Annotated in this window: 14 protein-coding genes and 1 pseudogene; 8 read left to right on the top strand and 7 right to left on the bottom strand. The window is 67.5% G+C overall.

Translation table 11 applies throughout. The features are described from left to right. The first annotated feature begins 9 nt into the window (after positions 1–9). Positions 10–465, top strand: coding sequence for a VOC family protein (locus AC5Y6Y_RS09230; protein WP_463827337.1), 456 nt, complete (start codon positions 10–12; stop codon positions 463–465). On the opposite strand, the gene AC5Y6Y_RS09225 is transcribed toward AC5Y6Y_RS09230, so the two are convergent. Both AC5Y6Y_RS09225 and AC5Y6Y_RS09220 read right to left on the bottom strand, forming a co-directional pair. Continuing rightward, positions 462–2159, bottom strand: a complete 1698-nt coding sequence (locus tag AC5Y6Y_RS09225) for a 4Fe-4S binding protein (protein WP_499929691.1) — start codon at positions 2157–2159, stop codon at positions 462–464. The two genes, AC5Y6Y_RS09230 and AC5Y6Y_RS09225, sit on opposite strands and share 4 nt — an antisense overlap. Before the next feature lie 18 nt (positions 2160–2177). Then, positions 2178–3212 (bottom strand): AurF N-oxygenase family protein, encoded by a 1035-nt coding sequence (locus AC5Y6Y_RS09220; RefSeq protein ID WP_499929689.1) that lies wholly within the window; start codon positions 3210–3212, stop codon positions 2178–2180. Between the two features lie 204 nt (positions 3213–3416). Between AC5Y6Y_RS09220 and serC the strand changes: the two genes are divergently transcribed. Continuing rightward, the gene (gene serC / locus AC5Y6Y_RS09215) at positions 3417–4541 is read left to right on the top strand and encodes a phosphoserine transaminase (RefSeq protein WP_463827334.1); all 1125 of its coding nucleotides are present in this window, start codon (positions 3417–3419) and stop codon (positions 4539–4541) included. Positions 4542–4641: 100 nt separating this feature from the next. Continuing rightward, positions 4642–5427 (top strand): septation protein SepH, encoded by a 786-nt coding sequence (gene sepH / locus AC5Y6Y_RS09210; protein ID WP_499924795.1) that lies wholly within the window; start codon positions 4642–4644, stop codon positions 5425–5427. Here sepH and AC5Y6Y_RS09205 read toward each other — a convergent pair. Genes AC5Y6Y_RS09205 through AC5Y6Y_RS09195 form a run of 3 tightly spaced genes read right to left on the bottom strand, consistent with a single transcriptional unit; the run spans position 5424 to position 6979 of the window. Beyond that, positions 5424–5705 carry a DUF2537 domain-containing protein gene (locus tag AC5Y6Y_RS09205; RefSeq protein ID WP_463827332.1) on the bottom strand — a complete coding sequence of 94 codons (282 nt, stop codon included), beginning with the start codon at positions 5703–5705 and terminating at the stop codon, positions 5424–5426. The genes sepH and AC5Y6Y_RS09205 overlap by 4 nt on opposite strands. Positions 5706–5714: 9 nt before the next feature. Beyond that, positions 5715–6551, bottom strand: coding sequence for a TrmH family RNA methyltransferase (locus AC5Y6Y_RS09200; protein WP_499929687.1), 837 nt, complete (start codon positions 6549–6551; stop codon positions 5715–5717). Continuing rightward, positions 6548–6979, bottom strand: a complete 432-nt coding sequence (locus tag AC5Y6Y_RS09195) for an Rv0880 family HTH-type transcriptional regulator (protein WP_463827330.1) — start codon at positions 6977–6979, stop codon at positions 6548–6550. The genes AC5Y6Y_RS09200 and AC5Y6Y_RS09195 overlap by 4 nt, the downstream gene beginning before the upstream one ends. 116 nt (positions 6980–7095) lie before the next feature. Here AC5Y6Y_RS09195 and AC5Y6Y_RS09190 point away from each other — a divergent pair, with 116 nt between their 5' ends. Together AC5Y6Y_RS09190 and AC5Y6Y_RS09185 are read left to right on the top strand one after the other, a co-directional pair. After that, positions 7096–7365, top strand: a complete 270-nt coding sequence (locus tag AC5Y6Y_RS09190) for a DUF2530 domain-containing protein (protein WP_499929685.1) — start codon at positions 7096–7098, stop codon at positions 7363–7365. Between the two features lie 20 nt (positions 7366–7385). After that, positions 7386–7841, top strand: a complete 456-nt coding sequence (locus AC5Y6Y_RS09185; RefSeq protein ID WP_463827328.1) for an SRPBCC family protein — start codon at positions 7386–7388, stop codon at positions 7839–7841. A gap of 176 nt (positions 7842–8017) precedes the next feature. Here the strand turns inward: AC5Y6Y_RS09185 and AC5Y6Y_RS09180 are convergent. Further along, positions 8018–8806: pseudogene (locus AC5Y6Y_RS09180) on the bottom strand (DUF3027 domain-containing protein); the annotation flags it as partial. Positions 8807–8942: 136 nt separating this feature from the next. On the opposite strand from AC5Y6Y_RS09180, the gene AC5Y6Y_RS09175 reads away from it, so the two are divergent. From AC5Y6Y_RS09175 to AC5Y6Y_RS09165, 3 genes are read left to right on the top strand one after another with little or no spacing between them, the layout of a single operon-like run. Beyond that, positions 8943–10601, top strand: coding sequence for an MFS transporter (locus AC5Y6Y_RS09175; protein WP_499929890.1), 1659 nt, complete (start codon positions 8943–8945; stop codon positions 10599–10601). A 35-nt stretch (positions 10602–10636) separates the two neighbouring features. Then, complete coding sequence (locus AC5Y6Y_RS09170) at positions 10637–11080, top strand: DUF2771 domain-containing protein (protein ID WP_463827502.1); 444 nt, start codon at positions 10637–10639, stop codon at positions 11078–11080. 38 nt (positions 11081–11118) lie between these two features. Next, positions 11119–12315, top strand: a complete 1197-nt coding sequence (locus AC5Y6Y_RS09165) for a GGDEF domain-containing protein (RefSeq protein ID WP_463827327.1) — start codon at positions 11119–11121, stop codon at positions 12313–12315. On the opposite strand, the gene AC5Y6Y_RS09160 is transcribed toward AC5Y6Y_RS09165, so the two are convergent. Then, entirely contained in the window at positions 12297–13319 is a 1023-nt protein-coding gene (locus AC5Y6Y_RS09160) for a glutathione S-transferase family protein (RefSeq protein ID WP_499929682.1), read from the bottom strand. The two genes, AC5Y6Y_RS09165 and AC5Y6Y_RS09160, sit on opposite strands and share 19 nt — an antisense overlap. Between the last annotated feature and the right edge of the window lie 9 nt (positions 13320–13328).

Raw genomic sequence — 13328 nt, 5'->3', positions numbered from 1 at the left:
AGTGACCACATGGCCATCACTGTCGAACCTGCAGTGTCCCCCCATCTCGTCGTCGACGACGCCGCGGCCGCGATCGACTTCTACGTCAAGGCTTTCGACGCCGTCGAGCTCGGCCGGGTGCCCGGCCCGGACGGCCGGCTCGTGCATGCCGCAGTGCAGATCAACGGCGCCACGGTGATGCTCAACGACGACTTCCCGGAGATGTGCAGCGGCACGTCGGTGACCCCGAAGTCGCTGGGCGGTACGCCGGTCACCATCCACCTCACGGTCAACGACGTCGACGCGAGGTTCCAGCAGGCATTGGACGCCGGGGCCACGATCGTGATGCCGCTCAGCGACCAGTTCTGGGGTGACCGCTATGGCGTGGTCGCCGATCCCTTCGGGCACAACTGGTCGTTGGGTCAGCCGGTGCGGGAGGTCAGCTACGACGAAATCCAGCAGGCGATGACCGCGGAGGCCGGCTAGCCGCGTTCGCGCAGTCGCCGCAGCAGGCCGGACACCCGTGACCGCCGCGCCCGCGGTGCGGTGGCAGCCACAGCGAGCATCTCGGCGATATCGGTGAACTTGGCGCGCGGACGTCCATCCTCGCCGCCGCGGGCGACCTCGGCGGCGTCGATGGCGCGCCAGCCCGCGGAGTCGACGACGTCGGGTTGGCGGTCAGCGACCAGCCGGTCCAGTGCCGACGGTCCAGCGACGGGGTCGGTCAGCTTGCCGGCATTGAAATCGGCCACCAGTGCCTGCACGGTCTGGAATGAGCACGATTTGTTGGTACCGATGAACCCGGTCGGTCCGCGCTTGATCCAGCCCGCGACGTAGGCGCCCGGAACGGGCCGGCCGGTGCCGGGATCGATGACGCGGCCGCCGTCGCTGGGCACCACGGCGGCATCCTGGTCGAACGGCAGATCGCGAATGAGCTTGCCGCGGTAGCCGATCGACGTCAGCACCAAGCCGGCGTCGAGCCGACGGAGCTCGTCGGTGCCGGTCACCCGGAACTCCATCCCGGTGGCGCGCTGCTCGCCGAGCACACGCTGCGGCGTCAGCCCATAGGCCAGCCGCACCCGCGGTCGCGACGCCGGCGCTGAGCCGTCACCCCGTGTGCGGAGGATCTCCAGCTTGGCCTTGGTCAACGGGTCAGACACCGTGGCCAGGTCCGCGAGCACCCGTCGATGATCGTCGGGATCGAGGACCACATCGCAGGACTCGGTGAGCCCGACCAGCTCCGGCAGCGTGAACGCCGATTCGGCGGGTCCGCGGCGCGCCGCGATCACCACCTCGCGGACCGCGGACTTGCGGAACCGCTTCAGCGCGTGATCGGCGATATCGGTGTGGGCCAGATCGTCCGGATCGGCGGTCAGCACCCGTGCGACATCCAGAGCGACGTTGCCGTTGCCGACGATCAACACCCGCTCATGGCTGAGATCGACTGGCAGATCGGTGTATTCGGGGTGCCCATTGATCCACGCGACCAACTCGGTCGCGGTGCCGGTGCCCGGCAGACCCATCCCGTCTACATCGAGCCGCCGGTCGTCGGGCGCACCGACCGCATACAACACGGCGTGATGGTGCGCCAACAGCTCGACGTGACTCACGTGCGTGCCGACCTCGACGTTGAGGAAGAACCGGAAGCGGCGATCGCCGGCCACCCGGTCGAACAGCCTGGTGACCTTCTTGGTGTGCTGGTGGTCGGGCGCGACCCCGGCACGCACCAAACCATAAGGCGTGGGCAGCTTTTCGAACACATTGACCCGGACGTCCGGCTGGATCAGCAACTCGTCGGCAGCGTACATCGCCGCCGGCCCGGACCCGACAATGGCCACCGTCAACGGCTTGCCCTGCGCGCGCACCTCAGCGGCCGGGATCACCGGTGCCAGCTTCGAGGTCGGCGGCAACTTCTCATGCGCAGGGCGTTCCGGATAGAACGACGCGTTGATCGCCACGAACGGCAGTTGCCGCACATCGAGCTTGCTGTCCGGGACGATCGCGCCGACCGGGCAGGCACTGACGCAGGCGCCACAGTCGACGCACGCCACCGGGTCGATGTAGAGCATCTCCGACGTCGCGTAGCCCGGTTCGTCCGGGGACGGGTGAATGCAATTGACCGGACACGCGAACACGCAGGACCCGTCATTGCAGCACGACTGGGTAATCACGTGCGGCATAAGCAAACTCGCAGACAGTTAGGCAGCGGGCACAGCGGCCAGGTGCTGACGCTGCGGCTCACTGCGATAGCGCGACGGCTTGCCGTTGATCTTGCAGATCCGCCACATCAGCCGGGCCGAACGGTTCTCCATCAACCCGGTGTCGTATGCCAGCATGCGGACGTCGGAGAACATGTCGCGCAGCCACTTCCGCGATTCCGGCGACCGGAAGAACAGTTCCTTCTTCACCGAACGCGGAATGTCGAACTCCTGCCAGAAGGCTTTGGGCGGGATAAGAATGGCGTTGCACAGAATCCGCATGGTCAGCGGGAAGTACAGCGACACCCAGAACTTCTGCCAGCGGGTCAGGTGCGGCAGCCGTCGGCGCAGGAACTCGTGTGCGAACGAGATGTGTCGCGCTTCCTCGGCGACGTGAATGGCCATCACCCGCTCCATGATCGGGTGCAACGCCTTGCCTTCGCGCAGCACCTGCTTCTGGGTGTGGTCGATGGGCTCCTCACCGGCGAGCACCCCGATGAAGAAGGCAACCGGCAGTGGGCCGGCCACCAGCGGGACGAACGGCGAGAGCCACTTCAGCCGGCGCGGCATGCCGGGGACATCGGCGCCGACCCGGTTCACCATCTCCTGGAACATCATGGTGTGGTTGCACTCTTCGACCGATTCGTGCAGGCAGTACCGGTACTCCGGGGACCCGTTGGGCACCCAGAAGGTGTAGGTCATCAGACCGCGGATCAGGATGGACTCGAAGTGCAGGCCCACCTTGGCCACGTTGGCCTGACGCCACATGCCGATCTTGATCTTGGTCTCGTCGGACTGGGCCCGGTACCACGGGTGGCGGCCCAGCGGGTCCGTCGCCGGGAGGATCCACCGGGGATCGTTGTTGGTGACCGCGAACTCCGGTGACTCCCAATCGATGTCGGTGTACGGGTTGAAGTTCCGCCGCACCGACCCCTCGGACAGTGTGGCGAGCATGTCCACGTACTCCGTGTCGTCGCGCACCTCCATATTGCGGCGCCAACGTCGAACCATGCGCGTCCTAGCCTTCAAAGCCATGAAAAGCCTCCCCAACGAGGTTGCATTCGGACGTGTAATTAATACGGTACCGCCGGTACTGGGAATTATCCAGACTTCATCCGCCTGCTGTGGCCCAGCCCGCTTGCACCCACCGACTGTGTGCTAGCTCACATCAGCGCCGTCACCAGGCGTTATGTCCCCCGCGTCGTCGGGAGCCAGACCCTGCTCACTACCCTGATCTCCATGGCCGACCAGACTTCTCTCGAGATTCCCGACGACCTCAAGCCACGCGACGGACGGTTCGGCTGCGGGCCCTCCAAGGTGCGGCCCGAGCAACTTCAAGCGCTCACCGGCAGCGCAGCAGCCCTATTCGGCACCTCGCACCGCCAGGCGCCGGTCAAGAACCTGGTGGGCCGGGTCCGCAGCGGGCTGGCCGAACTGTTCACCACGCCCGACGGGTACGAGGTCATCCTGGGCAACGGCGGCGCCACCGCATTCTGGGACGCCGCGGCGTTCGGATTGATCGACAAACGCTCGCTGCACCTCACCTTCGGCGAGTTCAGCGCGAAGTTCGCCGCTGGCGTCGCCAAGAACCCGTTCGTCGGCGATCCGATCATCGTCAAAGCGGACCCGGGCAGCGCGCCTGAACCTCAGTCCGACCCGTCGGTCGACGTGATCGCCTGGGCGCACAACGAGACGTCGACGGGCGTCGCGGTACCGGTGCGCCGACCCGCCGACTCCGGAGATGCGCTGGTGGTCATCGACGCCACCTCGGGCGCGGGCGGACTGCCGGTCGACATCACCGACGTCGACGCCTACTACTTCGCGCCGCAGAAGAACTTCGCCAGCGACGGCGGCCTGTGGCTGGCCGTCATGAGCCCGGCTGCGCTGGCCCGCGTCGAAGCCATCGCCTCTTCGGGTCGCTGGGTGCCCGACTTCCTGTCGCTGCCGATCGCGGTCGAGAACAGCGTGAAGAACCAGACCTACAACACCCCGGCGATCGCCACGCTCGCCCTGATGGCTGAGCAACTCGACTGGTTGCTCGGCAACGGCGGCCTGGACTGGGCGGTCAAGCGCACCGCTGACTCCTCGCAACGGTTGTACTCCTGGGCCGAGGAGCGATCGTTCACCACTCCGTTCGTCGCCGACCCGGCGTTGCGGTCGCAAGTGGTGGGCACGATCGACTTCGTCGACGACATCGACGCGACCACAGTGGCCAAGACGCTGCGGGCGAACGGGATCGTCGACACCGAGCCGTACCGCAAGCTCGGCCGCAACCAGTTGCGCATTGCGATGTTTCCGGCGGTCGACCCCGACGACATCAGTGCGCTGATCGCCTGCATCGACTGGGTTGTGGAGCGGCTCTGACCCGCGCCCGCGTGTCAACGAGGTTAACGACGTCTGGCGCACTAGAGTGCGCAGCTGACGGGTCCGTCGCTGACCTGCACGGAGCCTGCGAGGAGAAGCCATGCGGGAACTCAAAGTGGTTGGGCTCGATCCCGACGGCAAATACGTCCTCTGCGAGGGGGCCAGCTCCGCCGAGAAGTTCAGACTTCCGGCCGACGACCGCCTACGGGCCGCATTGAACGGGGAAGAGCTGCCGGTCGAGCAGCCCGCGCTCGACATCGACGTGACGAACATGTTGAGCCCCAAGGAGATTCAGGCCCGAATCCGCGCCGGCGCCTCAGTCGAACAGGTCGCTGCCGCATCGGGATCCGACATCGCGCGGATCCAGCGATTCGCCAACCCGGTGTTGCTGGAACGTTTCCGCGCTGCCGAACTGGCAACTGCCGCCCACCCGATCCTGGCCGACGGACCCGCCGTGCTGACGCTGCTGGAGACCGTGACCGCCGCGCTGGTGGCGCGCGGCCTCAACGCCGACCGGCTCAGCTGGGACGCCTGGCGCAACGAGGACAGCCGCTGGACGGTGCAGCTGGGCTGGCACGCCGGACGGTCGGACAACCGTGCCCATTTCCGCTTCACCCCCGGGGCGCACGGCGGTGTGGTCAGCGCGATCGACGACGCGGCCAGCGAGCTCATCGACCCCGACTTCAAGCCGCGGCAGCTGGCGCCGGTGGCGCATCTGGCCTTCGAGCCCACCCCCGAGGCCGCGCAACCGGAACCGGCCGCACCCAGTGCACCGGTCGCACCGGAGACACCCGCCGACCAACCGACCGGTAGCCGCCGGGGCAAGCCGGCCATCCCGGCCTGGGAGGATGTGCTGCTCGGGGTGCGATCAAGCGGGCACCGCTAGCCCAGGCCGCCCAGCAGCGTCACCGCGATCAGGGCCAACCAGGCGCCGACCACACCGGTTCCCGCGCCCAGCACGAACCATCTCAGCACCAGAGTCCGCCGCCATCCCCAGAACGTGGGCGCCAGCCCGCCGACCGCCACGATGTTCAGCCCCACCGCCAGCAGCGGATGCACCCGCAGCAACCCGAGGCTGAGCACCACGATCGCGGCGCCGGTGACCGCGGCGACAAATGCGGCCACCCCTAAACCCGTGCCCCACGGGACGGATTCGTCGGTCATGCAGGCAGCCTAACCCCCGCTCGGCGCCAACCGGATCCGCTCGTAGAACGCCAGTGCTGCCGCGGTCGCGACGTTCAAGGAGTCGGTGCCGCGCGACATCGGGATGCGCACCCGCGCGTCGGCGATGAGCAGCGCCGCCGACGTCAGCCCCGGCCCCTCGGCACCGACCAGCAGCGCGACCGGCTGGTTGGCGACCGCAGCCATGGCCTCGGCCAGCGGACGAGCATCGCGGTGCGGCGTCAGCGCCAACACCCGGAAGCCGCGTTCCTGCAGCCCGACGAGGTCGGCGGGCCACTGCGCGGTGCGGGCATAGGGCACCAGCAGCGCGTGCCCCATGGAGACCCGGACCGCGCGGCGATAGAGCGGATCGGCACAGCCGCTGCCGAAGATCACCGCGTCGACGTCCAGGCCCGCCGCATTGCGGAAGATCGAACCCAGATTCTCGTGATCGTTGACACCTTCGAGCACGGCGACCGTGCGGGCGCCCTCGACGACGTCACCGACGCTGGCCTCCGCGACGCGACCCGCAGCGGCAAGGACGCCGCGGTTGAGGTGGAATCCGACGACCTGGGCCATGACGTCCGGGGTAACCCGGTAGTAGGGCGCCGCGGTGCCGGCCAGATCGTTTTCCAGTTCGACCAGCCGGCGATCGGTGCCCAGCAACCCGCGCGGAGTGAATCGCGAGGCCAGCATCCGTTGCACCACCAGCACGCCTTCGGCGATCACCAGGCCTTTACCGGTCGGCAGGTCGGGACGACGATCAACGCTGTTCAGGTCGCGGAAATCGTCGAGGCGTGGGTCGTCGGGATCGGTGATGTCGCGGACGTCGACGTCCGGGGCCGTCACGGACTTTCGTCGACCAGCGCCGACATCAGGTCGGCGGCATTGCGCAGGACGTCCTTCTGGCCATCGTTGAGGGTGCTGAGCCGATCGGCCAGCCACTCCTGACGGGCCCGCCGCGCCGCTTTGACCAGCTCGGCACCCGACTCGGACACCGAAACCAGCACCTGGCGACCGTCGACCGGGTGCGGGGCCCGATCCACCAGCCCCTCGTCGGCCAGCGAAGCGATAACCCGGGTCATCGACGGGGGCCGCACGCGTTCGCGAATCGCCAGCGCACCGGGGGTCATCGCACCCTCGTTGGCCAGCGTCGTCAGCGCCGACAACTGGGACAGCGACACCGGCGACGACGGATTCCGGAAACGAAGTTGGCGTGACAACCGCATGACTGCCAACGACAAGTCGGCAGCCAACCGCGCATCCCTGTCAGGCACAGCGCGAGGTTACAACGGAACCCGGGAAACGTGAACGAGAAACGACGAACCCGGCGCTGACGGACCCCACACCCTCGACAGGGTCCGGATTGCCCGACGCGTTATGTTGAGACGCGATGAGCACCGAGACCGATCCGCAGCCGCCGCCGTTGCCACCGGCACTGCTCGAGGTCTGGCCGGTCATCCTGGCCGGTGCTCTGGCCTGGGCCATTGCCGCGGGTGTGGCTTTCGCGGTGCCCGGCGTAGCGAGTTGGCGACCGATCACCGTGGCCGGCCTGGCAGTGGGAGTACTGGGCACCAGCATCTTCGTGTGGCAGGTGGCAGCTGCCCGACGCGGCGCTCGCGGCGCCCAGACCGGGCTCGAGAAGTATCTCGAGCCGAAATAAGACACACCCTCGGAGGACAAATGGCCAGCCCGCTCTTGCAGGCACAGATCGACATCGACGCGCCGCCGGCGAAGGTATGGGAGCTGATCTCAGATTTCCGGCGGATGCCGGAGTGGAGCCCCCAGTGCCGGTGGATGCGGCCGTTCGGACCGCTGCGCGTCGGCACCCGCACCCTGAACATCAATCGCCGCAACCGGTTGTTCTGGCCCACCACCAGCACGGTCGTCGACGTCGTCCCGGAGCAGCGGCTGGCATTCCGGGTCGATGCCAACCGGACCATCTGGAGCTACGAACTCGAGCCGCAGGGCCAGGGCACCCGCCTCACCGAGAGTCGGCACGCCGAGAACGGCGTATCTGCGTTCTCGAGCATGACCGTCAAAGCCCTGCTCGGCGGCAACACCAGCTTCGAACGGGAATTGGTCGAGGGTATGAACACCTCGCTGGCCAAGATCAAGGCCGCCGCCGAGAAAAGTTAGTCGGATTGGTCGCCGGTAGCGGCAGGCGGGTCAGCACCGGGCTCAGCAGCGCCGGCAGGCTCCTCCGGTACGACCGGCTCGTCCGGCACTGACTCCTGCGGCACGACGGGCTCCTCGGCGTCGGCGGGCTCTTCGGCGACGACCGGCTCGGCCGCAACGCTGGCGGGCTCGGTCACCGGCTGCTCCGATACCTCGAGGACGCCGTCGTCGAACGGCTCGTACAGCGGCGAACCGGTGCCCGCCGGGGTCGGCGTGTCCGAGTGGGCGCCACACCCGTAGAGCTTGTCCACGACGTGCCCGTCAGCGGACAGTTCGTTGCCGCACACGCCGAACATCGAGCCCAGCGACCCGGCCAACGGCAGGAAGAAACCGCAGTCACGGCACACCCGCTTGGTGGACCGCGACATCGCCGAGTCGGGTCCGTAGTCACCCTCATGCCAGCGTTCAGCGGCATCCGCGCGACCCCACGGGCTCATCAACCAGCGTCTGCCCAGCCCGAGCTCGACGGCAACCTCGTCCAACTGCGGGTCACCGGTGGCGGTGTAGCCGGGCACCAGTCGCGGGTCGTCGTTGACCGGCGCAAGCAGGTCACCCGGACCCAGATCGCCGGGTCGCACCCGTTGTTCCCACGGCACCCACTCCGGCGCCAGCAGCGCCGACGGTCCCGGGATCAGCACCACCTCGCTGATCGTGGCATGGTCGGCTCCGGGATAGCTGGCGACGACGACAGCCCACTGCCAGCCCTGGTAGCCGGGCAGATGGGCCAGGAAGCTGTGCGTTGCGGTGTTCGGATCCTCGTAGCTGACACCCAGGTACTCGCCGACAGCCGTTGACCCACTGAACTCGGCAACGGCGGCGCGCGCCTGATCGACGGCACCCGTGAGCACCCCGGCAAGGTCCTCCGGCCATGCCGCCACGGTCACGGCACCGGCACCTTGCCCGGTCTCCTCAATGGGTCCGGTCACACTCTCCCCTCTCTGCGACACAGCCCTAATACTGCCGGAAGACACGTCCGGCCAGCCACACCGGTTGGCTACACCAGCAGTCCGCATAGGACAGAATTGAACCGTGTCTGGACGGCGGCGTGATCATCCGGGCCGGGTGGCCCCACCTCCGGGCCGCCGGACCCACAGCGACCCGGGCGGCGCTGGGCAACATCCCGGCATGGCGAACTACCCGGCGGGCGATGTCGACCCCCGCCGCCCCCGCCGCCCACCACCGATGCCCAGCTCCAACCGTTATCTGCCGCCGCTGGGCGCCGAACCACCACCCGGACGCGACATCCCGCCCGAACCGTCGCGCGGTTTCACCAACGGTGAGCGCATCACCGTCACCCGTGCCGCGGCGATGCGCAGCCGCGAAATGGGGTCCCGGATGTACTGGATGGTGCAGCGGGCGGCCACCGCGGACGGCGCCGACAAATCCGGTCTGACCGCGCTCACCTGGCCGGTGATGGCGAACTTCGCCGTCGACTCCGCCATGGCGGTAGCGCTGGCCAACACCTTGTTCTTCGCGGCAGCCACCGGCGAAAGCAAGTCGAAAGTCGCGCTGTACCTGTTGATCACCATCGCGCCGTTCGCCGTCATCGCACCACTGATCGGACCGGCGTTGGACAAGCTGCAGCACGGCCGGCGCGTCGCGCTGGCGATGTCGTTCGCGCTGCGGACCGCTCTGGCGCTGGTGCTGATCATGAACTACGACGGCGCCACCGGCAGCTTCCCGTCCTGGGTGCTCTACCCCTGCGCACTGGCCATGATGGTGTTCTCCAAATCATTCAGCGTGCTGCGCAGTGCAGTGACACCCCGGGTGATGCCGCCGACGATCGACCTGGTGCGGGTCAATTCCCGCCTGACCGTATTCGGCCTGCTGGGCGGCACCATTGCCGGCGGTGCCATCGCCGCCGGCGTCGAGTTCGCGGGTACGCACCTGTTGAAGCTGCCCGGCGCGCTGTTCGTGGTCGTCGGGATCACGATCGCCGGCGCGCTGCTCTCGATGCGGATCCCCAGCTGGGTCGAGGTGACCGCCGGTGAGGTCCCCGCCACGCTGAGTTATCACCGCGACAGCGACACCGCGCGGCGCAGCTGGCCCGAAGCCGCGAAGAAGCCCGGCGGAAAACTCCGACAACCGTTGGGCCGCAACATCATCACTTCGCTGTGGGGCAATTGCACCATCAAGGTGATGGTCGGTTTCCTGTTCCTGTATCCAGCGTTCGTCGCCAAGGCGCACGACGCCGACGGATGGGTGCAGCTGGGAATGCTGGGGCTGATCGGCGCTGCGGCCGCCCTGGGCAACTTCGCCGGCAACTTCGCCAGCGCACGATTGGAACTGGGCCGCCCGGCCGTGCTGGTGGTCCGCTGCACTGTGGTGGTCACCGCGTTCGCGCTGGTGGCCGCGGTGGCCGGGAACCTGGTCCTGGCCGCCGTCGCCACCCTGGTCACCTCCGGGTCGAGCGCCATCGCGAAGGCATCGTTGGACGCGTCGCTGCAGCACGATCTACCCGAGGAGTCGCGCGCATCGGGATTCGGGCGCTCGGAGTCCACCCTGCAGCTGGCCTGGGTGCTGGGCGGGGCGGTCGGGGTGCTGGTGTACACCGAGCTCTGGGTAGGGTTCACCGCGGTCAGCGCCCTGCTGATTCCGGGGCTGGCGCAAACCATCGTCAGTTTCCGGGGACGTTCGCTGATCCCCGGCCTCGGGGGTAACCGGCCGGTGATGGTGATGCAGGAAGGGACGCGTCACGGCGCGGCAGGGATGCCGCAGTGAAGCCCCGGGTCGTCGCAGTGCTGGCAATCGTGGCCATGCTGGCCGCCGGGGCAGGTGTCGGAACGTTTCTGCTGATGCGCCGTCAGGGCCCCCACTTCCCCACCGTCAGCGCCTATTCGAACGGACACCTGACTCGGGTCGGGCCGTATATGTATTGCAATGTGCTCAACCTGGACGACTGCCAGTCGCCGCAGACCCAGGGCGAACTGCGGGTGAGCGAGCGACTTCCGGTGCAGCTGTCGGTGCCCGAAGCCATTTCCCGCGCACCCTGGCGCCTGCTGCGCATCTATGAGGACCCCACGAACACCACCACCACACTGTTCCGCCCCGACACCCGACTGGCGCTGACCATCCCCACCGTCGACCCGCAGCGCGGCAAACTGACCGGGGTGGTCGTGCAGCTGCTGACGCTGGTAGTGGACAACGGGGAACTGCGGGAGGCCCCGCATGCGGAATGGTCCATCCGCCTGGTCTCCTGAGGCAGTTTGGGATCGATGTCTCCAACACGTTGCGCTGCATGCCTTTTGCGCCGTCGCGCGCGCATGTTCGAGCACAGTTGCGTCGGTACGACGGTGCGGTCGCCGTGCGGCAGATGAGCGGGTTGCTGCTCCAGTGGTGGCGCGAGGGTGATCATTTCGACCAGCTGAGTTCGCACCTCGAGGCGCGCGGAATGACCCGCGCGATTCGCGCCCGCGTCTCGTTCATAGCGGGATCGCTGAGCCTGGTGGCGATCGGATCGATTTGGAGTCCGGTCGGGCCGCACGGGACCGTGCCGATCGCGCTGGCGCTGATCGCCGGCGTCTGCGCCGCTGCCAACGCCCTGTTGTGGGCACTTCGGTGGCCGACCCGCCGCCAGGCGACCGGGTTCGCCATCGCATCGAGCACCGGGATCGCGCTGGTGGTGCTGGCGCAGAGCAATCCCGCCGCGGCCATGTTGGGCTGCACGACGTTCACGGGCCTGGCCATCCATCAGTCGCTGTTCCACTCCGCTCGCGTCATTGCGTACAACTTCTGCTGCGCCCTGGTCGTGGCGTCGGTGAAGACGGTTGGGCTGGTCGCCCAATTCGGCCTGGCCGGTGCTCTTGTCGCGTTCTGGTTGGTGGTGTTGCTCAATATCTCCGCGCCACTCGCGCTCTATGTTGCGGGTCAGATCCTCGGGCCGGACGCGTATCGGGCCGATCGTGATTCGCTGACCGGTCTGTTCAACCGGCGAGCTTTCTATCTGCATTCGCAACGCATTTTGCAAGAGTGTGCCGGCCGTGCCACCGATCTGGTGATCGCGGTCATCGACCTCGACCGGTTCAAGCAACTCAACGACAGGTACGGCCACGCAACCGGGGACGCGGCACTGGTGTCCGTGGCGCAGACGTTGCGGGACGGTACCGGCGAGAAGGCGGTGATCGGTCGACTCGGCGGCGAGGAGTTCGCCTTCGCCGACGAGTGGCCGCCCGGCGAAGTAGCCGAACGGGCGCAGCGATTGTGCACCGCGATAGCCGAATTGCCGTTCGGGATCACCGCCAGCATCGGCACGACCACCTTCCGGGTGGAAGGCGCTACGCCCCAGGCCGATATCGATACTGTGTTGGCCGATCTGGTGTCGCTGGCCGACGCGGCGATGTACAGCGCAAAGGGCAAGGGCGGCAACCAAGCCGGACATCACCGCCGAACCGGTGACCAAGACCCGGCACCGGTCGATCAGGACGGCTCAGCCTGATCCGCACCGTGGCCGGTCGGTACCCGCTCGCCGTCGGCCACCGGGCCGGGCGGGGTACCGTCCCCGAATGGCCTGCCGCCCAACGCTTCACGTCCGTGTGGGGAAAGCCAGTTGGTGAGGTCGGGACCCTTGGGCACGATGCCGGTGGGGTTGATGTCTGAGTGCACGATGTAGTAGTGCTGCTTGATCTGGACGAAATCGGTGGTGTCACCGAAACCCGGCGTCTGGAACAGATCTCGGGCATAGGCCCACAGCACCGGCATCTCGGACAATTTGCCGCGGTTGCACTTGAAGTGACCGTGGTAGACCGGGTCGAAGCGGGCCAGCGTGGTGAAGAGTCGCACGTCGGCTTCGGTGATGGTGTCTCCCACCAGATATCGCTGATTCTCGAGCCGATCGCTCACCCAGTCCAGGGCGGTGAACAACCGGTCGTAGGCGGCTTCGTAGGCGTCCTGCGACCCGGCGAACCCGCATCGGTACACGCCGTTGTTGATCTCGGTGTAGATCCGCGTGCTCACCTCGTCGATCTCATCGCGCAACCGTTCAGGGTAGAGCTGGGGCGCCCCCTCACGGTGGTATGCCGTCCATTCCGTGGAGAAGTCGAGCGTGATCTGCGCGAAGTCATTGGTGACCACCGCGCCGGTGGGGATATCGACGATGGCGGGGACGGTGATCCCTTTGGCGTAGTCCGGGTCGCGCTTGAAGTAGGCATCCTGCAGCCGCGGGATCTTCAGCACCGGGTCCACCCCGCCCGGATCGAGATCGAAGGTCCAGCTGCGCTCGTCATGGGTGGGACCGCAAAATCCAATGGACAGAACCGGTTCCAGGCCGAGCAGTCGCCGAACGATGATCGTGCGGTTGGCCCAGGGACAGGCCCGGGCGACCACTAACCGGTATCTGCCCGGCTCGACCGAATAGCCATCGCGTCCGTCCGCGGTGATGCGCGTGGTGAGGTACGTGGTGTCCCGGTTGAATTCGCCTGTTCCGGCGACATACTCGGCCATCGTCGCACC

This window comes from Mycobacterium sp. NGS24 (genome assembly GCF_059813065.1).
Note: the sequence above shows the minus strand (reverse complement) of the source record. Positions and strands in the feature narration are given on the sequence as shown.